Source organism: Streptomyces sp. NPDC016309 (assembly GCF_043077235.1).
Taxonomy (GTDB): domain Bacteria; phylum Actinomycetota; class Actinomycetes; order Streptomycetales; family Streptomycetaceae; genus Streptomyces.
Map to the genome: position 1 here is coordinate 115948 of NZ_JBIBSG010000002.1, position 20339 is coordinate 136286.

A 20339-nucleotide genomic window follows, 5' to 3' on the forward strand; every position below is an offset into this window, starting at 1 on the left:
CCGCCCGGCCGGCGGCGACCGCACCCCGCGGCCGCCGCCGGCCCTGGTTGTGCACGCGCACAGAGTTGGCCCACCGCGCTTGGGGACGCGCCCACCGGAACCACCCCACGCGCATCGTCTCCGCAGGTCGACGCGGGTTCACCGGGTCGGAGAAGCCGGTGGACGCCAGGCTTCCGGCACTCGTTACGCGCAAGTAACGTGATCGGCGTGACCACGAAGACGACCGCTCGGACCGCTCCGCGCCTGCACGGCCGCGAGGCCGAACTGGACGCCGTCGCCGCCCTGTCGGAACGCCTGCGCTCCGGCCGGTCCGGCGTGCTGCTCGTGGCCGGTGGACCCGGCCTCGGGCGGACCGCCCTGCTGGACCGGGCGGCGGCCGGCGTCACCGACGGGACCGTCCTGCACACCCGAGCCGCGCCCGCCGAACGCCACCTCGCCCACAGCGGGCTGCACGCCCTGCTGAGCACCGCCCCCACCGCCGCCCCCCTATCGGGCGCTCCCGGCGACCCGGCACCCGCCCCGGCCGCCCCGTGCTCCGCCGCCCCCGCCCCATCGCCCGGCGGCATCCTGCACACCGGACTGCCGCCCACCGCCCTCCTCGACCTGCTGCGGTCCACCGCCGCCCGCCGGCCCCTCCTGGTCTGCGTCGACGACGCCCACCTGTGGGACCCGGCCTCACGCGCCGCCCTGGGCTTCGCCGCCCGGCGCGTCGACTCCGCGCCCGCCGTCGGCCTGCTGCTCTCGGTGGCCGCCCACCGGGCCACCGCACCCGACTTCGCCGGTCTGCCGCTGCTTCACCTCGGCCCGCTGACCGACCGGGCGGCCGGCGGCCTGCTGGACGACCTCACCGGGGGCGCCGCCGACCCCCTCGTACGCGAGGAACTGCTGCACGAGGCGGAGGGCAACCCGGCGCTCCTCACCGCTCTGGCCGGCCGGCTGTCCGCCGCACAGCTCTCCGGGCACGCCCCGCTGCCCCGGCCGCTCGCGGACGGCCCCGCCCTGACGGGCGTCGTGGGCGCCCGGCTGGCCGAACTGCCCGCGGCCACCCGCGACCTGCTGTTACTGGTGGCCGCCGCCCATGAGGGGCAACCGGACGGCGGGGGCGCCGACGCGGCCCTGGTGCTGCGCGCCGCGCACGCCGCCGGTCTCGACCCGGCCGCGCTGGACGCGGCCGAGGTGGCGGGCGTGGCCCGCGGCACCGGCGACCGCATCCGCTTCGACGACCCGCTGGTGCGCCGCGCCGTCCACCGGGGCGCCCCGCTCACCCGCCGCCGCGCGGCGCACACGCTCCTGGCCGCCGCCCTCGACGGCGAACGCCACCGGCTCGCCCGCCTGTCGCACCGCGCCCTGGCCGCCGACGGACCCGCCCCCCGGCTCGCCGCCGAGCTCGCGGCCGCCGCGGCCGACCCCGACGCGCCCGCCGAACCCCACCAGCGGTCCCTGGCGTTCGCCCGCGCCGCCGGCCTCACCGGCACCGACGGCGACCGCGCCGCCCGGCTGACGGCCGCCGCCGAGTACGCCAGGCTCGGTGGCCGGCCGCGCCGGGCACGGGAACTGCTGGCGGCGGCCCAGCGGGGCACGGCCGGCCACGACGACGCGGTGCGGGGCGGCGCCGAACTCGTGCGCGGCGCCCTCGCCCTGCGCGACGGCCCCGTGGGCGACGCCCACCAGGCCCTGCTCCTGGCGGCCGCCCTGCTCGACCGGCACGACCCGGCCGGCGCCCGCGACGCCCGGTTCGGCGCCATGGAGGCGGCCTGGGCGGCCGGTGACGTGCCGTCGTGCCTGGCCGCCCTCGGAACCGGACCGGCCGGTCCCGATCCGTACGACGAGGACTTCCGCGCCGGGATGGTCGCGGCGCTGGGCGGCCGGTTCGACGAGGCGCGCGGACCGCTGCGCCGCGCCCTCGACCGCACGGCGGACGACGCCGATCCGGCGCGGCTGATGCGCGCCGGGGCCGCGGCGCTCGTCCTCGGCGACATCACCGCCGCGTGCCGGGTCAACGCCCGCGCGCTGGCGGTCGCGCGGGCTCGCGGCATCACCACCCTGGTCCCGCAGGCCCTGGAGCACCTCGCCTACGCCGAGCTGCGGGCCGGGCGGCACGCCCGCGCCCGCGCCCACGCCGAGGAGGGCCTGCGGGCCGCCCACCGCGCGGGCCAGCGCAACGTGGTGGCCCACCACCACGCCGTACTCGCCCTGGTCGCCTCCATCGAGGGCGACGGCCCGGCGCTCGCCGCGCACACCGGCGCCGTCCAGCAGGCCGCGGCCCCGCACGGGCTCACCCAGGCCGCATCGCTCGCCGAATGGGCCCGCGCCCGCGCCGACCTGGCCCGTGGCCTGGCCCCGGAGGCCGCCGCCCGGCTGGGTCCCCTGGTGCGCCCCGGGCACCGGCGCGGCCACTTCGCCGTACGGATGCTCATGGCGCCGTGCTTCGTCGAGGCCACCGTGCTCGCGGGCCGGTGGGACGCCGACACCGGCACCGCGGTCGAGGAGTTCGCCCTCTGGACGGCCCTGGGCGCCGACCCGCGGGCGCCCGCGCAGCTCGCCCGCTGCCGCGCCCTGCTCGCCCCGGCGGCGGAGACCGAGGCGCTCTACGGGCACGCGCTCACCCGGCACGAACGGGCGGGCGGTGACTTCGAGCGCGCCCGCACCCTGCTGCTGTACGGCAAGTGGCTGCGGCGCCGACGGCGGCCCCGCGAGGCCCGGGGCCGGCTGCTGGACGCGCTCTGCGCCTTCGAGCGCTCCGGCGCCGCGGTGTGGGCCGAGCAGACCCGGGCGGAGCTGCGGGCGACCGGCGGGGCGTCCGCGCCCGGGACGGCCGGCCCGCTGGCGTGCCTCACCCCGCAGCAGCTCAGGATCGCCCGGTGCGTCGCCGAGGGGGCGACCAACCGGGAGGTGGCCGTGCGGCTGTCCATCAGCCCGCGCACCGTCGACCACCACCTGCGCAACGTCTTCGCGCTCCTCGGGGTCCGCTCCCGCGTCGAACTCTCCCGGCTGGTGGCCCGGGAGGAATCCGTTCCCACCGGCTGACCGCCCGTCCCTGCCGTCCCCGGGCCACGCGGACGATTTCCCGCCGGGGGAAGTGCCCCGATCCGGCGGAGTCCGGCGTGTGGGGCGGGCGTCTTCCGCCGACGGCCGTAGGTTGCAGTGCCGAGCACCGTGCCGACCACGGCCGTCGATTTCTACGGGAGGCGTATTCATGGGATTTTCCGACGTCGAGGGTCGCGGGCCCGCCGTCGCCGTGGTCGGTGCCGGATGCCGGCTCCCCGGGGACATCGCCGACCTGGCCGGACTGTGGAGCGCCCTGGACGACGGACGCGACCTCGTGGGCGAGGTCCCCGACGACCGTTTCGACGTACGGAGGTTCGTCGACCCGGCCGCGCCCCGGCCTGGGAAGTCGTACACGGCCGCGGGCGGATTCCTTTCCGACATCGCCGGGTTCGACGCCGCCTATTTCGGCATCTCACCCAGAGAAGCGGCGCAAATGGACCCCCAGCACCGGCTCTTGCTGGAATTGGCGGTCGAGGCCCTGGACGACGCCGGAATTCCCGCCTCTTCACTGGCCGGATCGGACACCGGCGTATTCATCGGAATGTCCGACCATTCCTACGGCACGCTCCAGCTCTCCCTCACCGACGACGTCGACCCCTACACCATGCTCGGCGCGGCGAGCGCGCTCGGGGCGAACCGCCTGTCGCACGTCCTCGATCTGCGCGGACCCAGCATGGCCATCGACACGGCCTGCTCCTCCTCGCTCGTCGCGCTCGACCGCGCCTGCCGCTTCCTCGCCGAGGGCGGCGGCCGCGCCGTCCTGGCCGGCGGCGTCAACATCCTGACCGGTCCGCTGTGTTACGTGGGCTTCGCCCAGGCCGCCATGCTGTCGAAGCGGGGGCGGTGCGCCGCCTTCTCCGCCCGGGCGGACGGCTTCGTACGCGCCGAGGGCGGGGGAGTGGTCGTCCTCAAGCGCCTGGCCGACGCCCTGGCCGACGGCGACCGCGTCCACGCCGTGATCCGCGGCTCCGGCACCAACTGCGACGGCCGGACCCAGGGCGTGGCCCTGCCCAGCGCGAGCGCGCAGGAGCGACTGCTGCGCACCGTCTACGGCGAGGCGGGCGTGGACCCGGACGACCTGGTGTACTTCGAGGCCCACGGCACGGGCACCCAGGCCGGTGACCCCGTCGAGGCCCGCGCCGTCGGCAACGCGCTGGGGCGGCGGCGCGGCGGCGGAGCGCTGCCGCTCGGCTCGGTCAAGTCGAACCTCGGGCACCTGGAACCCGCGTCCGGCGTGGCCGGACTGTTCAAGGCCCTGCTGGTGCTCCGCCACGGACACGTCCCCGCGTCCCTGCACGCCTCGCCGCTCCACCCGGACATCGACTTCGCGGGCCTCGGACTGGCCCCGGCCGTCGAGCCGCACCCGGTGACGGTGACCGAACGGTCCGCCGTGGGCGTCAACTCCTTCGGGTTCGGCGGTGCCAACGCCCACGTCGTGCTCACCCCGCCGCCCGCCCCCGCCCCGCTGCCCCGGCAGGCCACCCCCGCGGACGGCCGGCCGCTGCCGGTGCTCGTCTCGGCGCGGTCGGCACGGGCACTGCGCGAGGCGGCCGCCCGGGTCTCCGAACGCCTCGCCACCGCCGGGCCGGAGGAGTTCTACGACCTCGCCCGCACAAGCTGCCTGCGGCGGGACGCGCACCCCCACCGCGCCGTCGTGTTCGCGACCGGCGCCCCGGAGGCGGCGGCGCGGCTGACGCACCTGTTCGGGGGCGACGAGGGCCCGGAGGCCACGCCCCGGACGGCCGCCACCGGCCCGGCCGGCCCGGCCGACCCGACAGGCCCGGCCGACTCGGCCGACTCGGCCGAAGCGGTCCGTTCGGCCGGCGCGGTCGGGGAGGCGACCGGGCCCGGCGGCGTGACGTTCGTCTTCTCCGGCAACGGCTCGCAGTGGCCCGGCATGGCCGCCGACCTGATGGCACGCGAGCCGGTCTTCCGGGCGGCCGTCGACGAGGCGGACACGGCCCTCGCCCCCCACCTCGGCTGGTCGGTGGCCAAACGGCTGGAGACGGGCGAGGCCCACCGGTGGGAACGCACCGAGATCGCCCAGCCGATGCTGTTCACCGTGCAGACCGCCCTGGTCGCCCTGCTCGCCGACCGCGGCGTGCGCCCCGCCGCCGTCATCGGGCACAGCGTCGGCGAAGTGGCCGCCGCCCACACCGCCGGGGCACTGGACCTGCCGTCCGCCGCCCGCGTGATCGCCGAGCGCAGCCGTGCCCAGGCCGCCACCACGGGCAGCGGGCGCATGGCCGCCGTGGGCCTGGGCGAGGCGGACGCCCTGGCGGCCATCGCCCCGTACGAGGGCCTCCTGGAGATCGCCGGGACCAACAGCGCCCGGGACGTCACCGTCGCCGGCGACCCCGACGCCCTCGCCGACCTCGGCGACCGGCTCGCCGCCCGCCAGGTCTTCTTCCGCGACCTGGACCTCGACCACGCCTTCCACAGCGCCGCCATGGACCCGCTGCGCGAACCCCTCGCGCACGCCCTCACCGGCCTCACCCCCACCGCCACCCGCCTGCCGATGATCTCCACCGTCACCGGCGCCCCCGTGCGGGGCGAGGAACTGACCGCCGACTACTGGTGGCGCAACGTCCGCGAACCCGTCCGCTTCGCGCGGGCGGTCGAGCACGCGCTCACCGACGGGCCCCGCGTCGTCCTGGAGGTCGGCCCCCATCCGGTGCTGCGCCCCTACGTGCGGCGCGCCACCGGTGCGCACGCCCCGGTCGCGTACGTCCCGACCCTGCACCGCGACTCCGACGGCGTGGCCGCCGTCGCCGACGCCCTGGCCGCGCTCGCCGCGGCCGGCGCCGGCGTCGACTGGAACCGCCACTTCCCGCACCCCGCCCGGCCCGCCGACCTCCCGGCCTACCCGTGGCAGCGCGAACGCCACTGGAACGGCACACCGGAGCAGTGGGTGCTGCGCACCGGCGGCGACGGCCGCGTCGACCACCCCCTGCTCGGCGAGCGGATCCCGGCACCGCAGCCCCTGTGGTCCGGCGCCGTCGATCCCGCCCTGGTCCCGTGGCTCGCCGGGCACCGCGTCGCCGGGACCGTCGTCATGCCCGCCACCGGGTACGTGGAGATGGCCCTGGCCGCCGGCCGGCGCACCGGAAGCAGCCCCGTCGAGGTGTCCCACCTCCGCATCGAACGCCCGCTCGCCGTGCCCTGGCCCGACCCCGGCCGGCTGCGGACCCAGGTGACGCTGACACCGGACGACGGCATCCTCACGATCACCAGCACCGACGCGCGCGCCGCCGAACCCCGCGCCCATGTACGGGCCCGGGTGCGCGCCCTGCTCGACCCGCGCCCCGAACCCCTGGACCCCACCGCCGTGCGCGACCGGTGCCGGCGCACCGTCACCGGCCCCGACCACTACCGGACCTGCGAGCGGGCCGGCCTGTCCTACGGGCCCGCCTTCCAGGTGCTGACCGAACTGCGGGTGGGACGCGGCGAGGTGCTCGCCGCCTACCGGCACGCCCCCGCCGGCGACGGGCGCGAGCCACGGGAGTACGAGGTCCACCCCGCCCTCCTGGACGGCGCCCTGCAAGCCGGGGCACCCCTGCTGTACGACGACCCGGCCGCCCGGTCGGCCCACCTGCCGTCCGCCGTCGGCGCCGTACGCGTCTGGCGCACCCCCGCCGCCACCGGCCTGGTGCACGTCCGCGAGCGGTCCCGCACCGCCACCGACGTCTGCTGGGACGTCACCGTCACGGACGACGACGGCACCGTCACCGTGGAGATGGAGGGCTGCCGCCTGCGCCGGCTCACCGAGGCCGACCCCGCGCCCCTCATGGTCCGCCGGACCGAGTTGCGCGCCGCCCCCCGGCCCGGCGACCCCGCGCCCTCGGCACCCCCGCCCACGCCGTCCGGCCTGGCCGCCGCGGCCGCCGAGCGGATCGCCGCGCTGCGCACCGCCTGGCGGGACATGCCGCACGACCGGTTCTCCACCCGGGCGAAGGAGGCCCTCGCCCACGTCTGGGCCGAGGTGCTGGACGGCTTCCTGCCCGGCCCGGGCACGGCCTTCGACACCCGGACGCTCATCCGCTGCGGCCTCCGGTCCAGGCACCGTTCGCTGGTGGACCTGATGCTCCCGGCGCTGGAGCGGCACGGTCTGCTCGCACCGCTCCCGGACGGACGGTGGTACCTGACCGACCGGGTCCGCCGGGGCGGGGAACTCCTGCGCGCCCTCGTCTCGGACCACCCGGCCTTCAGCGCGGAGGCCGCGCTCTGCGCCCGGCGGGCCCGGCACCTGGACGCGCTGCTCCGCGGCACCCGGGACCCCATGGAACTGGTGGCCGCCGACGCGATCGCCCTGGAACACGTCTACGACCTGTCGCCGGTGACCCGGTTCCACAACCGCATCGCCCAGACGCTGGTGCGCTCCCTGGTCGCCGCCTGGCCGGCCGACCGGCCGCTGCGGGTCCTGGAGGTCGGCGCCGGAACGGGTGGCACCACGGCCGCCCTGCTGCCGCTCCTCCCGCCGGAGCGCACCCACTACACGTACACGGACGTCTCCGCCGCCTTCCTCACCCGCGCCGAACACCGCTTCGCTGCCTACGACTTCCTCGACCACCGCACCCTCGACCTCGACACCGACCCCACCGCCCAGGGCTTCCCCGAAGGCGCGTACGACCTGGTCGTCTCCGCGCACGCCCTGCACACCACCACCGACCTGACCGCCGCGCTGCGCCGGGTCCGCGCCCTCCTGGCGCCGGGCGGGCTGCTGCTGGCGCTGGAGCCGCACGACCCGGAGGAGCTCAGCGGTCTCTTCGGCACCCTGGAGAGCTTCTGGCAGCGTGCGGACACGCACCTGCGGCCCCACTCCGTCCTCCTCGCCCGCGACCAGTGGCCGCCGCTGCTGGCCGAGTGCGGTTTCACCGACGTCGTCGTCACCGGCGACGACCGGCGCCCGACGGGCGAAAGCTGCTCCGTGCTCCTCGCCGCCGCCCCCACCGGCGACCCGGCCCCGCCCCCGCCCCCGGCCGCCCCGGGACCGGACACCGCCTGGGCCGTCGCCGTCGAGACCGACGAGGAGAGCGAGGCCGGCCGGGCGCTGGCCGACCGCCTCCGGGAGGCGACCGGAGCCTCGGCGGACGGCGCCTCAGCCTCCCGCCCGGCCGCCGCCGTCCTGACCGCCGCCGCCGGTTCCGCCCCGGAGACCCTCGCCGGGCTGCTGGCGTCCGGCGCCCGGGAGGTCACTCTCGTCCTGCTGTTCGCCGCACCGGAGACCGACCCCGTCCGGCTGACCGCCCAGGCCACCCGCCGGACGGCCCTCCTGCGCGACCTGGCCGGGGTCTGCCGGGACGGCCTGCCCGAGGACGTCACGCTGCGGCTGTGGCTCGTCACCCGGCCCAGCGGCCTCTTGCCCGCCCCCGAGAACCCCGCCTTCCCCGGCGACGCCGCCGTGTGGGGCACGGCCCGCACCCTCGCCAACGAGCAACCCCGGCTCGGCATCCGCCGGGTCAGCCTGGAGCGCGGCGACGACCTCGGGGCGGACGCCCGGCGACTGGTCGCCGAGCTGCTCGACCCCGGCGACGAGGACGAGATCGTGCTCACCCGGGGCGGCCGCTTCGTCCCGCGCGAGAGCCACGCCCGGCCCGGCCTCACCCGGCCCGGCCTCACCCGGTCCGCCGCACCGGCCGGGCCCTTCACCCTGCGCGTCTGCGACCCCGGCCTCGGCTACCGCCTCGGCTGGGAACGCGCCACTCCCGCACGGCCCGGCACCGGACAGGTCACCATCGCCGTGCGCGCCGCCGGGCTCAACTACCGCGACACGCTGACGGCCAACGGGCTGCTGCCCCCCGAAGCGGTCGAAGGCACCCCCACCGCCCTCGGCCCCGGGCTGGAGTGCGCCGGTGTCGTCACCGAGGTCGGCCGCGGCGTGACCCGGTGGGCCGTCGGGGACCGGGTGTACGGGCTCGCACCCGCCGCGCTCGCCTCGCACACCGTCACCTCCGAGCGGTCCCTGGGCCGGGTGCCCGAGGGAATGGGCTTCGCGGAGGCCGCGACCCTCCCGGTCGTCCACGCCACCGTCCACCACGGTCTGCACCGCCTCGCCCGCCTCGCACCCGGCGAGACCGTCCTCGTCCACGGCGGCGCCGGCGGCATCGGCATCGCCACCCTCCAGTACGCCCGCGCCCACGGCGCCCGGCTGATCGCCACCGCGGGCACCGAGGCCAAGCGGGACTGGCTGCGCGCCCAGGGCGTCGCCCACGTCCTGGACTCCCGCGGCCTGGACTTCGCGCCCGAGGTGCGCCGCCTCACCGACGGCACCGGCGTCGACGTCGTGGTGAACTCCCTGGCCGGCGAGGCCCTCGCCCGGAGCTTGGAACTGCTGCGGCCCGGCGGGCGCTTCGTCGAACTCGGCAAGCGGGACATCCTGGAGGACAGGCCGCTGCCGATGCGCCCCTTCGACCGCAACATCGCCTTCTTCGGCGTCGACCTCAACACCCTGCCGCTGGACGCGCCCGGCAACGCCGGCCTCTTCGCCGAGGTGGCCGACCGGGTGGCGGCGGGCACCTACCGGCCGCTGCCCTACACCGCGTACCCGGCCGCGCGCGTCGAGGAGGCCTTCCGCCTCCTCCAGCACTCCCGCCACACCGGCAAGGTCGTCGTCACCTTCGACCCCCTGGACGAACCGGTCCCGGTCACCACCGGACCCGACGAACCGTGCCTCGACCCGTCCGGCACCTACCTGGTCACCGGCGGGCTCGGCGGCTTCGGCGCCGCGACCGCGAACCGGCTGGCCCGCCTGGGCGCCGGGCACCTGGCCCTGGTGAGCCGGCGCGGGGAGCGGGCCCCGGAGGCGGAAGCCGTCCTGGCGCGCCTGGCCGAACGGGGCGTACGGGCGACCGCGTACGCCGCCGACATCACCGACCCGGACGCCGTACGGCGCCTGTTGCGGGACGTCGACGCCACCGGCCACCCCCTGCGGGGCGTGGTGCACTGCGCCATGCACCTGGACGACGCGCCCCTGACCGAGCTCACCGACGAACGGACCGCCGCCGTCCTGGCACCCAAGACGACGGGCGGCGCCCTGCTGGACCGGCTCACCCGTGACCGGCCGCTCGACCTGTTCGTCGCCTACTCCTCCCTCACGGCCTCCGTCGGCAACGTCGGCCAGGCCCCCTACGCGGCCGGCAACGCCTACCTGGAGGCGCTCGCCCGCCACCGCGCGGCGGCCGGACTGCCCGCCACGACCCTCGCGTGGGGCGCGATCGCGGACACCGGGTACGTCGCCCGCCACGACCTGGAGCACGCCGTCGCGCGCCGCGGAATGGTGCCCGCCGTCCCGGACGAGGCGCTCACGGCGGCCGGCCCGTCGCTGGTCGCCGGCACCGCCGTCGCCGGCGTCGAGCGGTGCGAGTGGGGGCGCGTCAAGGGGCTGCTCCCCCTGCTGGGCGGCGCCCGCTTCCGGGCCCTCGTACCGGACGCCACGGACGACGGCGACCACGCGCGGGCCGACCTGCCGGCGCAACTGGCCCACATGGCGCCCCAGGAGGCCGAGGCCGCCATCACCGCGGCCCTCGTCACCCTGCTGGCGGGCGTACTGCACATGAGCGGCGACGGCATCGACCCGAGCCGCCGGCTGGAGGACTACGGAATGGACTCCCTCATGGGCGCCGAACTCCTCGTCGCCGTCCGCAACCGCTTCGACCTGGTCGTCTCACCCGCCGAACTGATGGGCAACGGCCTGACCCTCGCCGACATCGCCCGCCTCGTCCACCAACGGCTCACCGCCCGCCCCGCCACCCCCGCCCCGGCCACCACCCGCTGACCATCCGTCCCGTCCCCCCCGGGGCCCGGAGACCCGGGCGCCGGGGGAGCGGACCCCCCGTCCGGGGAGTCAGCCCATGGACGGGGTCAGGACCACGAAGTCCGCGCCCGCCGGGTCGACGCAGACGGCGAGGCGGCCGACGCCCTCGGCGTCCTCGGGGCCCATCTGCACCGTGCCGCCCTTCTCCCTGACCTTCGCGATCGTCGCGTCGCAGTCGGCGGAGCCGAAGACCGGGTGCCAGTAGGGGCGGCCGCCGGTCAGGGTGAGCGCGTCGGCGGGGAGCTGCATCAGACCGCCGTGCATGCGCTCGGGAGGCAGCCCGGACGGCGTGATCAGCGAGTACGTCCCGCCGCCGCCCGGCAGGTCCATGTCCTGGGTCTGCCAGCCGAACAGGCTGCCGTAGAACTCCTTCGCGGCCGCCGCGTCGGTCGTGTACAGCTCCGTCCAGCCGAGGCTGCCCGGCCCGTCCACCACGTCCACGCCCTTGGTGCCGCCCGGCTGCCAGACCGCGAACTGGCCACCTTGCGGGTCGGTGTACTGGGCCATCCGGCCCTCACCGCCGGCGTCCATCGGGGCGACCCGGACCGTGCCGCCCGACCGTCGCACGGCCTCGGTGGTGGCGTCCGCGTCGGGCGTGCTGAAGTAGATCATCCAGGCGGAACGGGCGCCCTCCTCGGTGAGCTTCCCGAGTCCGGCGACCGTCTTGCCGTCCAGCCGGAAGGAGCCGTAGTCCCCCTCCTCGGCGCTGAACGGCAGGAACTCCCAGCCGAACACCGAACCGTAGAAATCCGCCGCTGCCGGGACGTCGGGCGCCCCCAGGTCGAGCCAGCAGGGGGAGCCGGGTGCGAAGTCAGTGGTGATCACGGCGCATGCCTCGTTTCGCGGGTCTCACGGAAGTCGCGTACGGCACGAGCCTGGCACCCGCCACCGGCATCCGCCCTCCGGGAGGGACGAACCGGTGAAGCGGCGGACCGGCCGCCGGACCGGCCGCGGGGCCCGGCGGCCGGGGCTCAGAAGCCGTGCGGGTGCCGGAACAGGCGCCCCGGGTCGTACGTCGCCTTCACCTTCGCCAGCCGGCCGGCGTTGCCGCCGTAGTAGGCGCGGCGCCAGTCCCGCAACGCCGGGTCCGTGTAGTTCTGGTACGCCTGCCCGCTCGCCCACGGCCGCATCACGTCGTACGTGCCGTCCAGCCACGCCCGGTGGCGGGCCACCGTCGCGGCCGGGGCACGGTCCGGCCAGGAGACGATGTACTGGGCGAGGAAGAGCGCGTCACGGTGGACGAACGCGGTGTCGGCCGCCCGTACCCGGTTCACCGCGCCGCCCATCGCGTCCAGCGCGATGCTGCCCGACCCGCCGCCGCTCAGCCGCGCCAGGCCCTCCACGCGGGAGATCAGCGCCTTGATCCCGGCGGCGGGGACGGGGCGCGTGTAGAAGTCGGAGCGCGCGGTGTACGACTCGCGGGCCACCCGGCCCTGCGCGGTGCGCCCCGGCAGGGTCCCCTTCTGGTGGGCCTGCGGCACGGTCCAGCCGGACACCCCGCCCATGACCTTCATCGCGTCCATGAACGGCCGGGTGCGGATCGACTCCGACCGGGGCGCCGCGCCGATCGCCCCGGCCAGCCGGTCGAGCCGGTTCTCCAGGTCCCGGCGGCCGGTGAGGGCGAGCCCGCCGACCCGTACCGAGCCCGGCCGCCCGCCCACCGGGGCGGCGAGGTGGAGGTTGGCCCAGATGCCGTCCGGCGCGGTGGGCGCCCACCGCTGCCACTCCCGCACCACCGCGGCGGCGCGCGACCAGGGCCAGGAGAGGAAGAACGTGGTGCACTCCGGCGCCGCGTGTGTACGCATCCGCAGCTCCGTGACCACACCGAACTGTGCGTTGCCCGCGCCGCGCAGCGCCCAGAACAGGTCCGGGTCGTGGCGGGCGTCCACGTCCCGTATCCGGCCGTCGGCGGTCACGATCCTGGCACCGGTGACGCTGTCGCTGGTCAGGCCGTACGCACGGCTGACCACCCCTATGCCGCCGCCCAGCGCCAGACCCGCCACCCCCACGGTCGGGCAGGACCCGGCCGGCACGGTTCGGCCGCGGGCGGTCAACCGGTCGTAGACGTCGATGAGTTTGGCGCCCGCGCCGATCGTCGCGGTCCCGCCCGTCAGGGAGACGGACGCCATCCGCTGGACGTCCACGACCAGCCCCGGACCGGACGACCAGCCCGCGTACGAGTGCCCACCGCTGCGCACCGCGACCGGTACCCCGTGCCGGCGGGCGAACGCCAGGCAGCTCCGGACGTCCTCGGGGCGCGCGCAGTAGGCCACTCCGGCCGGACGCACCCCGTCGAACCGCGGGTTGAAGAGCGTACGGGCCACGTCGTAGTCACGGTCGCCCGGCCGGACCAGCGTCCCGTCGAGCCCCTTGGCGAGCGCCGTCCAGTCCGCCGCCCGGGGCGGGGCCGGCGCCTTGGCCGCGCCCGCCGTCCCGGCTCCCGCGCCCGCCGTCCCGGCTCCCGCGCCCGACGCCCGGGTGCCGGCCGTCCCCGCGAGGAACGCCCCCGAGAGCACCGCGGCGGCACCGGCGCCGAGCAGACGGCGACGGCCCGGAGCGCCGCCCGGATCCGTCCGCGCCGCCGCGCCGCTGTCCGCGCCCGTCCTCGTCCCCGTCGTCGCCCTGTCCGCCCGCCGTGCCTTCGCCGCCGACTCGTCCATCGTCCGTTCCCCACTGCCGTGTTGACCTGTCGCAGGGAGGATGATGGGAAGGAGCGGCGCGGGGTTGCCCGCGACCGGCCGACCGATGAGGGGGATCTCGACGTGGCAGGCACCACCGAACGCACCGGCACCACCCCGGCCGACCGGCTCCTCCGGCTGGGCACCCCGCCCGTCGCGGCAGCCGTGCTGACCGCCACCGTCGCGCTGTCCATGGTCCTGGTGGCCTTCGGCAACATCACCGACTACGGCACCAACCAGCAGTTCGTCCGGCACGTCCTCGCCATGGACACCACCTTCAGGGACCCGCAGCTCATGTGGCGGGCCGTCACCTCCCCGGCCCTCCAGAACGCCGCGTACCTCGCCATCATCGTGTGGGAGGTCCTGACCGCCGCCGTGCTCGTGCTCGCCACCTGGCTGTGGGCCACCGGCCTGCGGCGGGGCATCCACGACCGCGCCCGCCGGGCGAGCACGCTCGGCCTGGTGATGGTGCTGCTGCTGTTCGGCGCCGGCTTCTTCGGCATCGGGGGCGAGTGGTTCGCCATGTGGCAGTCATCCGACTGGAACGGCCTCGACTCGGCGCTGCGGTACGTGGTGCTGGCGGCGTTCGCCCTGCTCACGGTCAACCTCCCCGGCACCCGCGACCGGCACTGACGGCGGCGCGCGGCAGCGGCGCGTCACGAGGGCGCGACCGGGGCGCGTGAGGGCCCGCGGGCGGAAAGTCCGGAATCAGCCTTGGGCCCGAGGCCGTTGGCGGATAGGCCGGTGTCCGACACAACCGTGACGGAGGCGGGTCGGGTGGCTGTGCGGTTCGGGGTTCTGGGCGCCGTCGAGGTCCGGCACGACGGCATGCCGGTGGAGGTGGGGCACGTGCGGCAGCGGCTGGTCCTCGGGGCGCTGCTCCCCGATGCCGACCGGGTCGTGCCCGCCGACGTACTGGTGGACCGCGTATGGGGCGACCGTACGCCCCGGCGCGGGCGGGAGGCGCTGTACGGGTACGTCTCACGGCTGCGCCACGCGCTGGCCGGCAGCGGGGCGGTCCTCCGCCGGGAACGCGGCGGCTACCGGCTCGCCGTGGACCCCCGTACGGTCGACCTGCACCGGTTCCGCGCCCTCGCGGGGCAGGCCCGGGCGGCGGACGGGGACGGGACCGCGCTGGCCGCCTGGGAGGAGGCACTGGCGCTGTGGCGGGGGGAGCCTTTCACCGGGGCGGACACCCCGTGGTTCAACGCCCAGCGGGAGGTCCTGGAGCGGGAACGGCTGGCCGCGCGGATCGAGTTGGTGGACGTGCGGCTGCGGCTGGGGCAGCACGCCCGGGTGCTGGGCGAGTGCGCCGCCCGGGCGGCGGAGCACCCGCTGGACGAGCGGGTGGTCGGGCAGCTCATGGTGGCCCTGCTCCGCAGCGGTCGCCAGGCGGAGGCCCTGGAGTGCTTCGAACGGACCCGGCGGCTGCTGGCCGGTGAGCTGGGGGTGGACCCGGGAGCGCCGCTGCGACGGCTGCACCGGCGGATCCTCACCGCCGACCCCACCCTCACCGCCGCCCCGGCGCCCATCCCGGGCCCCGGCCAGGACACCGGCCCGGGCCCCGGCACGGACCTGGACCCGACCCCGGCCTCCGGCCGTCCACCGGACGCGCCCACCCCCGCCCCCGCCGCCGCCCCACCCGCGCCGCGGCCGGTGGACGGCGGCACCGGGGAGGCGCCGGAGGACCGGCCGGGGGCGAGTGCGCGGCAGCCCCTGCCACGGCTCCTGCCACCCGCGCCGCCCGTCTTCGTGGGGCGGGAGGAGGAGATCGCCCGCGCCCGCCGGCTGCTGGGGCGAGGCGGCTCCGGTCCGGTGACGCTGCTGGTCACCGGGCCGGCCGGGGTCGGCAAGACCGCCTTCGCGGTGCGTACCGGCCATCTGCTGGCGCCCCGCTACCCCGACGGCCAGCTCTACGCGGACCTGCGGGGCTTCGGCGACGGACCGGCCGAGCCGTTCACGGTGCTGGGCACCTTCCTGAGGGCCCTCGGCGTCCGGGGCGGGGCGGTGCCCACGGAGGCGACCGGGCGGCTCCACCTCTACCGCAGCCTGCTGGCCCAGCGGAAGATCCTGGTGGTCCTGGACAACGCCGCCGACGCCCTGCACGTCGACGACCTCCTCCCCAGCGGCGACGCCTGCGGCGCCGTCGTCACCAGCCGCACCACGCTCGCCGGCCTCGGCGGGCACCGGCTGCCCCTCGGCGTGCTCGATCCCGCCACCGGCCTGACCCTGCTGCGCGAGATGCTGGGCGCCGACCGGACGGCGGCCGAGGCGGAGTCGGCGCGGTCCATCGTGGAGACCTGCGACGGCCTCCCCCTCGCGGTCTGGGTCGCCGGGGCCCGCCTGGCCGCCCGGCCGCACTGGCCGCTGGCGAAGGTCGCCCGGGCGCTGGCCGACGAGCAGCGCAAGCTCGACGAACTGGCGGTGGGTCACATCGCCGTACGGGCCAGTCTCGAACTCACCTACCGGGGCATGGACCGGACGAACCGGCACGCCCTGCGGATGCTCGCCCTGCTGCCCGGACCCGACTTCGCCGCCTGGGCCCTGGCCGCCCTGCTGGACCTCGACCTGCGCCGCGCGGAGGCCGTGCTGGACGACCTGGTGGAGGTCCACCTCATGGAGGCCGGCCCGGCGGGCGGCGCCGGGACGCGCTACCGGCTGCACGACCTGGTCCGGCTGCTGGGCCGGGAGCGGGCGGAACGCGAGGACCCGCCGACGGGCCGCACGGCCGCGTTCGGCAGGCTGCTGGACGCGAGCCTGCACCTGGCCGACCTGGCGGCGGACACCCTGAGCGTCGACTTCCAGGGCATCTCGCACCGGGAACTGGCGTCCTGGCGGTTGTCCCCTGAGGACGTCGACCAGCTCCTCGCCGACCCGCTGGCGTGGTTCACCGACGAGCGCCAGTTCCTCATCGACGTGGCGGACCGGGCGCTCGACGGCGACGGGATCGCCCCCGCCGCCGCCCTGGCCACCACGCTCACCACGCTCTTCCAGGTCGGCAGCCACTTCGACGACTGGGAACGGCTCCAGAGCCGCGCCCTCAAGGCGGCGCTGAGCGCCGGCGACCGGCGCAGCGCCACCCAGCTCCACCGCTGCCTCGGCGAACTCACCACCGTCCTCGACCGCTACCCGGAGGCGCTGGACCACTTCGAGCAGGCCCTGCGGCTCGCCGACGGAGAGGGCCCCGCCCACCGGGCCGGCGCCACCGCCGGGCTGGCGTACGTCCACCGGTTGCTCGGCCAGTACGCCTCGGCCGTGCGGTACTTCGACCGGGCGGCGGAGCTGGCGCGCACGGCGGGGAACGTCAACTGCCTCGTCTACGCCACCAACGGCATCGGCGTCATCGACCTCGAACAGGGGCGTGTGCGGGAGGCGATGGAGCGGTTCACGCAGTGCCTGCGGGCGAGCCGGGAGGCCGGCTACCGGCCGGGCGAGGCCCAGGCCCTGCGCTGTCTGGGACAGAGCCACCGCGCGCTCGGCGCCCTCCAGGAGGCGGCCGACTGCTTCCGGAGGGCCGCCTCGATCAGCGAGGGCCTCGGCGACCGGCTCGGCGCCACCCACGCCACCTGCTGGCTCGGGGACGTCCTGGTGCGCCGGGGCGCCCACCGGGAAGGGCGCCGGCTGCTGGCCCGGACCCTGTGGACCTACCGGGAGTTCGGCAACGTGTGGGGCGAGGCGGCGACGCTGTACGCGCTCGCGGAGGCACAGCTCGCCGCCGGCCGCCCGGAGCGGGCCCGCCGCCGCGCGGAGGCGGCCGTGACGCTGTGGCGGCGGATCGGGTCCCGCACCTGGCTGGCCGTCGGCCTCGACACCCTGGCCCGGACGCACGCCCTGGCCGGTGACCCGGAGGGCGCCGCCCGCGCACGGGACGAGGCCGCCGCGCTGCGGGCGGCGGCCATGGACGGCGCCCGGGAGCGGTGAGGCGGGACGCCGTGCCCCGCGCCGAGCGCGTAGCCACGACGGCCCGCCGGCGGCCGGGGGGCGGTCAGTCCGCCAGGGGCGGGGTCCGCCGTACGGTGATGGCGTTGACCCGGATCGTGTACGGGGCGGTGTCCTCGACCGTCAGGGTCCGGACGTCGTCCGGGCCGAGGGCGACCGTCACGTCGGCACAGAGGGCGACGGCGTACACGGAGCCCTCGGTCTCCTCGTCCTGGAGGGCGAACAGCAGGTTGTAGTAGTAGCCGGTCGCGTCCGGCTCCTCCCGGTAGAACGACAGATGGGTGCCCGTCTGCCCGTACAGCCCCACGAAGGCGTCGGTGAGGGCCCGTTCGGTCCGGTCCCAGAAGGCGGGGTTGGCGAACGGCCGCGGCAGGGCCTGGCGCACCGCCTCCCGCAGGGAGAGGACCATCACGCTCACGGGCGCGGTCTCCTGGAGGCCCCAGCCGCGGACGATCCTCACGGTCGAGCCGTCGGGGATGCCGTGCGCCGCCCGGCTGATCTCGCCGAAGTCGAAGTCCACCGTCGCGGGCGCGATCGCGTGCTGGAACCGGGCCTCGATGCCCCGCGCCTGCTCCATGAAGGACGATCCCACCTCGAAGACCGGCCGGAAGGTCGTCTTCTCGGCGGCGATCCGGTCAACCATGGCTGCTCCTAGCAAGTCGGAAGTGATCGCGCCCGGTCGCAGTATGCCGTTCCGCCGCCCGGCCGCCGCACGGGCGTCCGGATGCCGGCCCGGAGGACCCGCCCGCCGCCACCGCGCCCGGCAGGCGGGGCGGATCATGGAACGGTGAACAGCTCACCCGCCCCCACCGCCGCGACCCCGGTCGCCGTCCACGGCAGGCTTCAGGTTCGCGGAACCAGGCTCTGCGACCGCCACGGCAGGCCCGTCCAACTGCGCGGCATGTCCACCCACGGTCTTCAGTGGTACCGCCACTGCCTCACCCGCGAGTCCCTGGACGCCCTGGCCACCGACTGGAACGCGGACGTCCTGCGCCTCTCCCTGTACGTCCAGGAGGACGGCTACGAGACCGACCCGCGCGGCTTCACGGACCTGGTGCACTCCCTCATCGAAGAGGCCTCCGCGCGCGGGATGTACGCCATCGTCGACTGGCACGTCCTGGACCCCGGCGACCCCCACCACAACCTGCGCGACGCCACGGCCTTCTTCACCGAGATCGCCCGGCGCCACGCCGGCAAGGAGAACCTGCTCTACGAGATCGCCAACGAGCCCAGCGGCGTCGGCTGGTCCCGCATCAGGAGCTACGCCGAGGAACTCGTCCCCGCCATCCGGGCCTTCGACCCGCACAGCCCCGTCCTCGTCGGCACGCGCGCGTGGTCGTCGTTCGGCGTCTCCGAGGGCTCCGACGAGAACGAGGTGGTCCGCGACCCGGTCCGGGCCTCGAACATCATGTACACCTTCCACTTCTACGCCGCCTCCCACGGCGAGGAGTACCTCCGGACCCTCTCCAGGGCGGCGGACGAGCTGCCCGTCTTCGTCACCGAGTTCGGCACCCAGGACCACGCGGGCGAAGGCGCCGACGACTTCGCCATGGCGCAGCGCTACCTCGACCTCATGGCCCGGAAGGGGATCGGCTGGGTCAACTGGAACTTCTCCGACGACCACCGCTCCGGCGCGGTCTTCCAGCCCGGCACCGGCGCCCGCAACGGCCCCTGGGCCGGAACCGCCGCCCTGAAGCCGGCCGGTGTCTGGATCCGCGACCGGCTCCGAGCGTCCTGACCGCCCCCGGCCGGCCCCCGGCCGTCCGCACCACCGGCCCCCCCCGCCCGCACGGCTCCCCGTCCGCACGCCCCGCCGTGCGCGCGGGGCGCGGGGCGGGGCCGTCGCCGGGCCGTCGGCGCACGTCGCCGCCCTCCCCCTTTAGAGTGCTCGTGTCCCCTGCGCGCGTCCGCGGCCCCGGCCCGGTCGCGCGCGCCCACCGTGCCCACGGGCCCGACCGAGGAGCAGCAGCCGTGACCGACCTGGCGCCCATACCGACCCAGCGCGAGATCGCCCGCGATCTCGGGGTGAGCGAGTCCTTCGACGCACAGCAGGAGATCGAGCGCCGGGTGGCCTTCCTCGCCGACCGGCTCCTCTCCACGGGCCTGCGGTCGCTGGTGCTGGGCATCAGCGGCGGCGTGGACTCCACGACCACCGGCCGGCTCTGCCAGCTCGCCGTCGAGCGGGTGCGTGGCACCGGGCGGGAGGCGACCTTCTACGCGATGCGGCTGCCGTACGGCGTCCAGGCCGACGAGAAGGACGCGCAGCGGGCGCTGGAGTTCATCCGCCCCGACCGGGTCCTGACCGTCGACGTCAAGCCCGCCAGCGACGCCGCCCTGGAGGCCGTACTGGCCGGTGACGCGGTCTTCCGGGACGCGCACCACCAGGACTTCGTGCACGGCAACATCAAGGCCCGGCAGCGCATGATCGCCCAGTACGCGGTGGCGGGCGCGCACGAGGGCCTGGTCGTCGGCACGGACCACGCCGCCGAGGCGGTCTCCGGCTTCTTCACCAAGTTCGGGGACGGCGCGGCCGACCTGGTGCCGCTCACCGGGCTCACCAAGCGCCGGGTACGGGCCGTCGCCGAGGCCCTGGGGGCGCCGTCCGAACTGGTGCGCAAGCCCCCGACGGCCGACCTGGAGTCCCTGAACCCGGGCAGGCTCGACGAGGAGGCGCTCGGCGTGACGTACGACGACATCGACGACTTCCTGGAGGGCAGGCCGGTCGACGGGGCCGCCCACGAGGCCATCGTGAACCGCTACCGGCTCACCGAGCACAAGCGGCAGCTCCCGATCGCCCCCTGAACCGGCGCCGCCCGCCGTCCGGTTGCGGTGTCCGCGACCGGTCGGCGGGACGTCCCGCC

9 protein-coding genes are annotated in these 20339 nt (G+C 76.6%); 6 read left to right on the top strand and 3 right to left on the bottom strand.

Features of this window, described 5'->3' with window-relative positions; translation table 11 throughout:
• The first annotated feature begins 207 nt into the window (after nucleotides 1-207).
• Both ACF068_RS05160 and ACF068_RS05165 read left to right on the top strand, forming a co-directional pair.
• Complete coding sequence (locus ACF068_RS05160) at nucleotides 208-3027, top strand: AAA family ATPase (protein WP_392272784.1); 2820 nt, start codon at nucleotides 208-210, stop codon at nucleotides 3025-3027.
• 169 nt (nucleotides 3028-3196) lie between these two features.
• Complete coding sequence (locus ACF068_RS05165; protein ID WP_392272785.1) at nucleotides 3197-10822, top strand: SDR family NAD(P)-dependent oxidoreductase; 7626 nt, start codon at nucleotides 3197-3199, stop codon at nucleotides 10820-10822.
• A 69-nt stretch (nucleotides 10823-10891) separates the two neighbouring features.
• Here ACF068_RS05165 and ACF068_RS05170 read toward each other — a convergent pair whose 3' ends face one another.
• Together ACF068_RS05170 and ACF068_RS05175 are read right to left on the bottom strand one after the other, a co-directional pair.
• The gene (locus tag ACF068_RS05170) at nucleotides 10892-11686 is read right to left on the bottom strand and encodes a VOC family protein (protein WP_392272786.1); all 795 of its coding nucleotides are present in this window, start codon (nucleotides 11684-11686) and stop codon (nucleotides 10892-10894) included.
• A gap of 146 nt (nucleotides 11687-11832) precedes the next feature.
• Nucleotides 11833-13521, bottom strand: a complete 1689-nt coding sequence (locus tag ACF068_RS05175; RefSeq protein WP_392272787.1) for an FAD-binding oxidoreductase — start codon at nucleotides 13519-13521, stop codon at nucleotides 11833-11835.
• A gap of 102 nt (nucleotides 13522-13623) precedes the next feature.
• Between ACF068_RS05175 and ACF068_RS05180 the strand changes: the two genes are divergently transcribed.
• Together ACF068_RS05180 and ACF068_RS05185 are read left to right on the top strand one after the other, a co-directional pair.
• Nucleotides 13624-14172 (top strand): DUF2165 domain-containing protein, encoded by a 549-nt coding sequence (locus tag ACF068_RS05180; protein WP_392272788.1) that lies wholly within the window; start codon nucleotides 13624-13626, stop codon nucleotides 14170-14172.
• A gap of 144 nt (nucleotides 14173-14316) precedes the next feature.
• On the top strand, nucleotides 14317-17460 hold the full coding sequence (locus tag ACF068_RS05185; RefSeq protein WP_392272789.1) for a BTAD domain-containing putative transcriptional regulator: 3144 nt from the start codon (nucleotides 14317-14319) through the stop codon (nucleotides 17458-17460).
• Between the two features lie 64 nt (nucleotides 17461-17524).
• Here ACF068_RS05185 and ACF068_RS05190 read toward each other — a convergent pair whose 3' ends face one another.
• On the bottom strand, nucleotides 17525-18121 hold the full coding sequence (locus ACF068_RS05190) for a Type-2Aa cytolytic delta-endotoxin (protein WP_392272790.1): 597 nt from the start codon (nucleotides 18119-18121) through the stop codon (nucleotides 17525-17527).
• Nucleotides 18122-18265: 144 nt separating this feature from the next.
• On the opposite strand from ACF068_RS05190, the gene ACF068_RS05195 reads away from it, so the two are divergent.
• Entirely contained in the window at nucleotides 18266-19216 is a 951-nt protein-coding gene (locus ACF068_RS05195; RefSeq protein ID WP_392272791.1) for a glycoside hydrolase family 5 protein, read from the top strand.
• A gap of 233 nt (nucleotides 19217-19449) precedes the next feature.
• The gene (nadE, locus tag ACF068_RS05200) at nucleotides 19450-20280 is read left to right on the top strand and encodes an ammonia-dependent NAD(+) synthetase (protein ID WP_392272792.1); all 831 of its coding nucleotides are present in this window, start codon (nucleotides 19450-19452) and stop codon (nucleotides 20278-20280) included.
• Nucleotides 20281-20339: the final 59 nt, after the last annotated feature.

Coding starts and splice junctions, on each gene's coding strand:
- ACF068_RS05190 (WP_392272790.1), bottom strand. CDS start 18,121: ATGGTTGACCGGATCGCCGCCGAGAAGACGACCTTCCGGCCGGTCTTC.
- ACF068_RS05165 (WP_392272785.1), top strand. CDS start 3,197: ATGGGATTTTCCGACGTCGAGGGTCGCGGGCCCGCCGTCGCCGTGGTC.
- ACF068_RS05175 (WP_392272787.1), bottom strand. CDS start 13,521: ATGGACGAGTCGGCGGCGAAGGCACGGCGGGCGGACAGGGCGACGACG.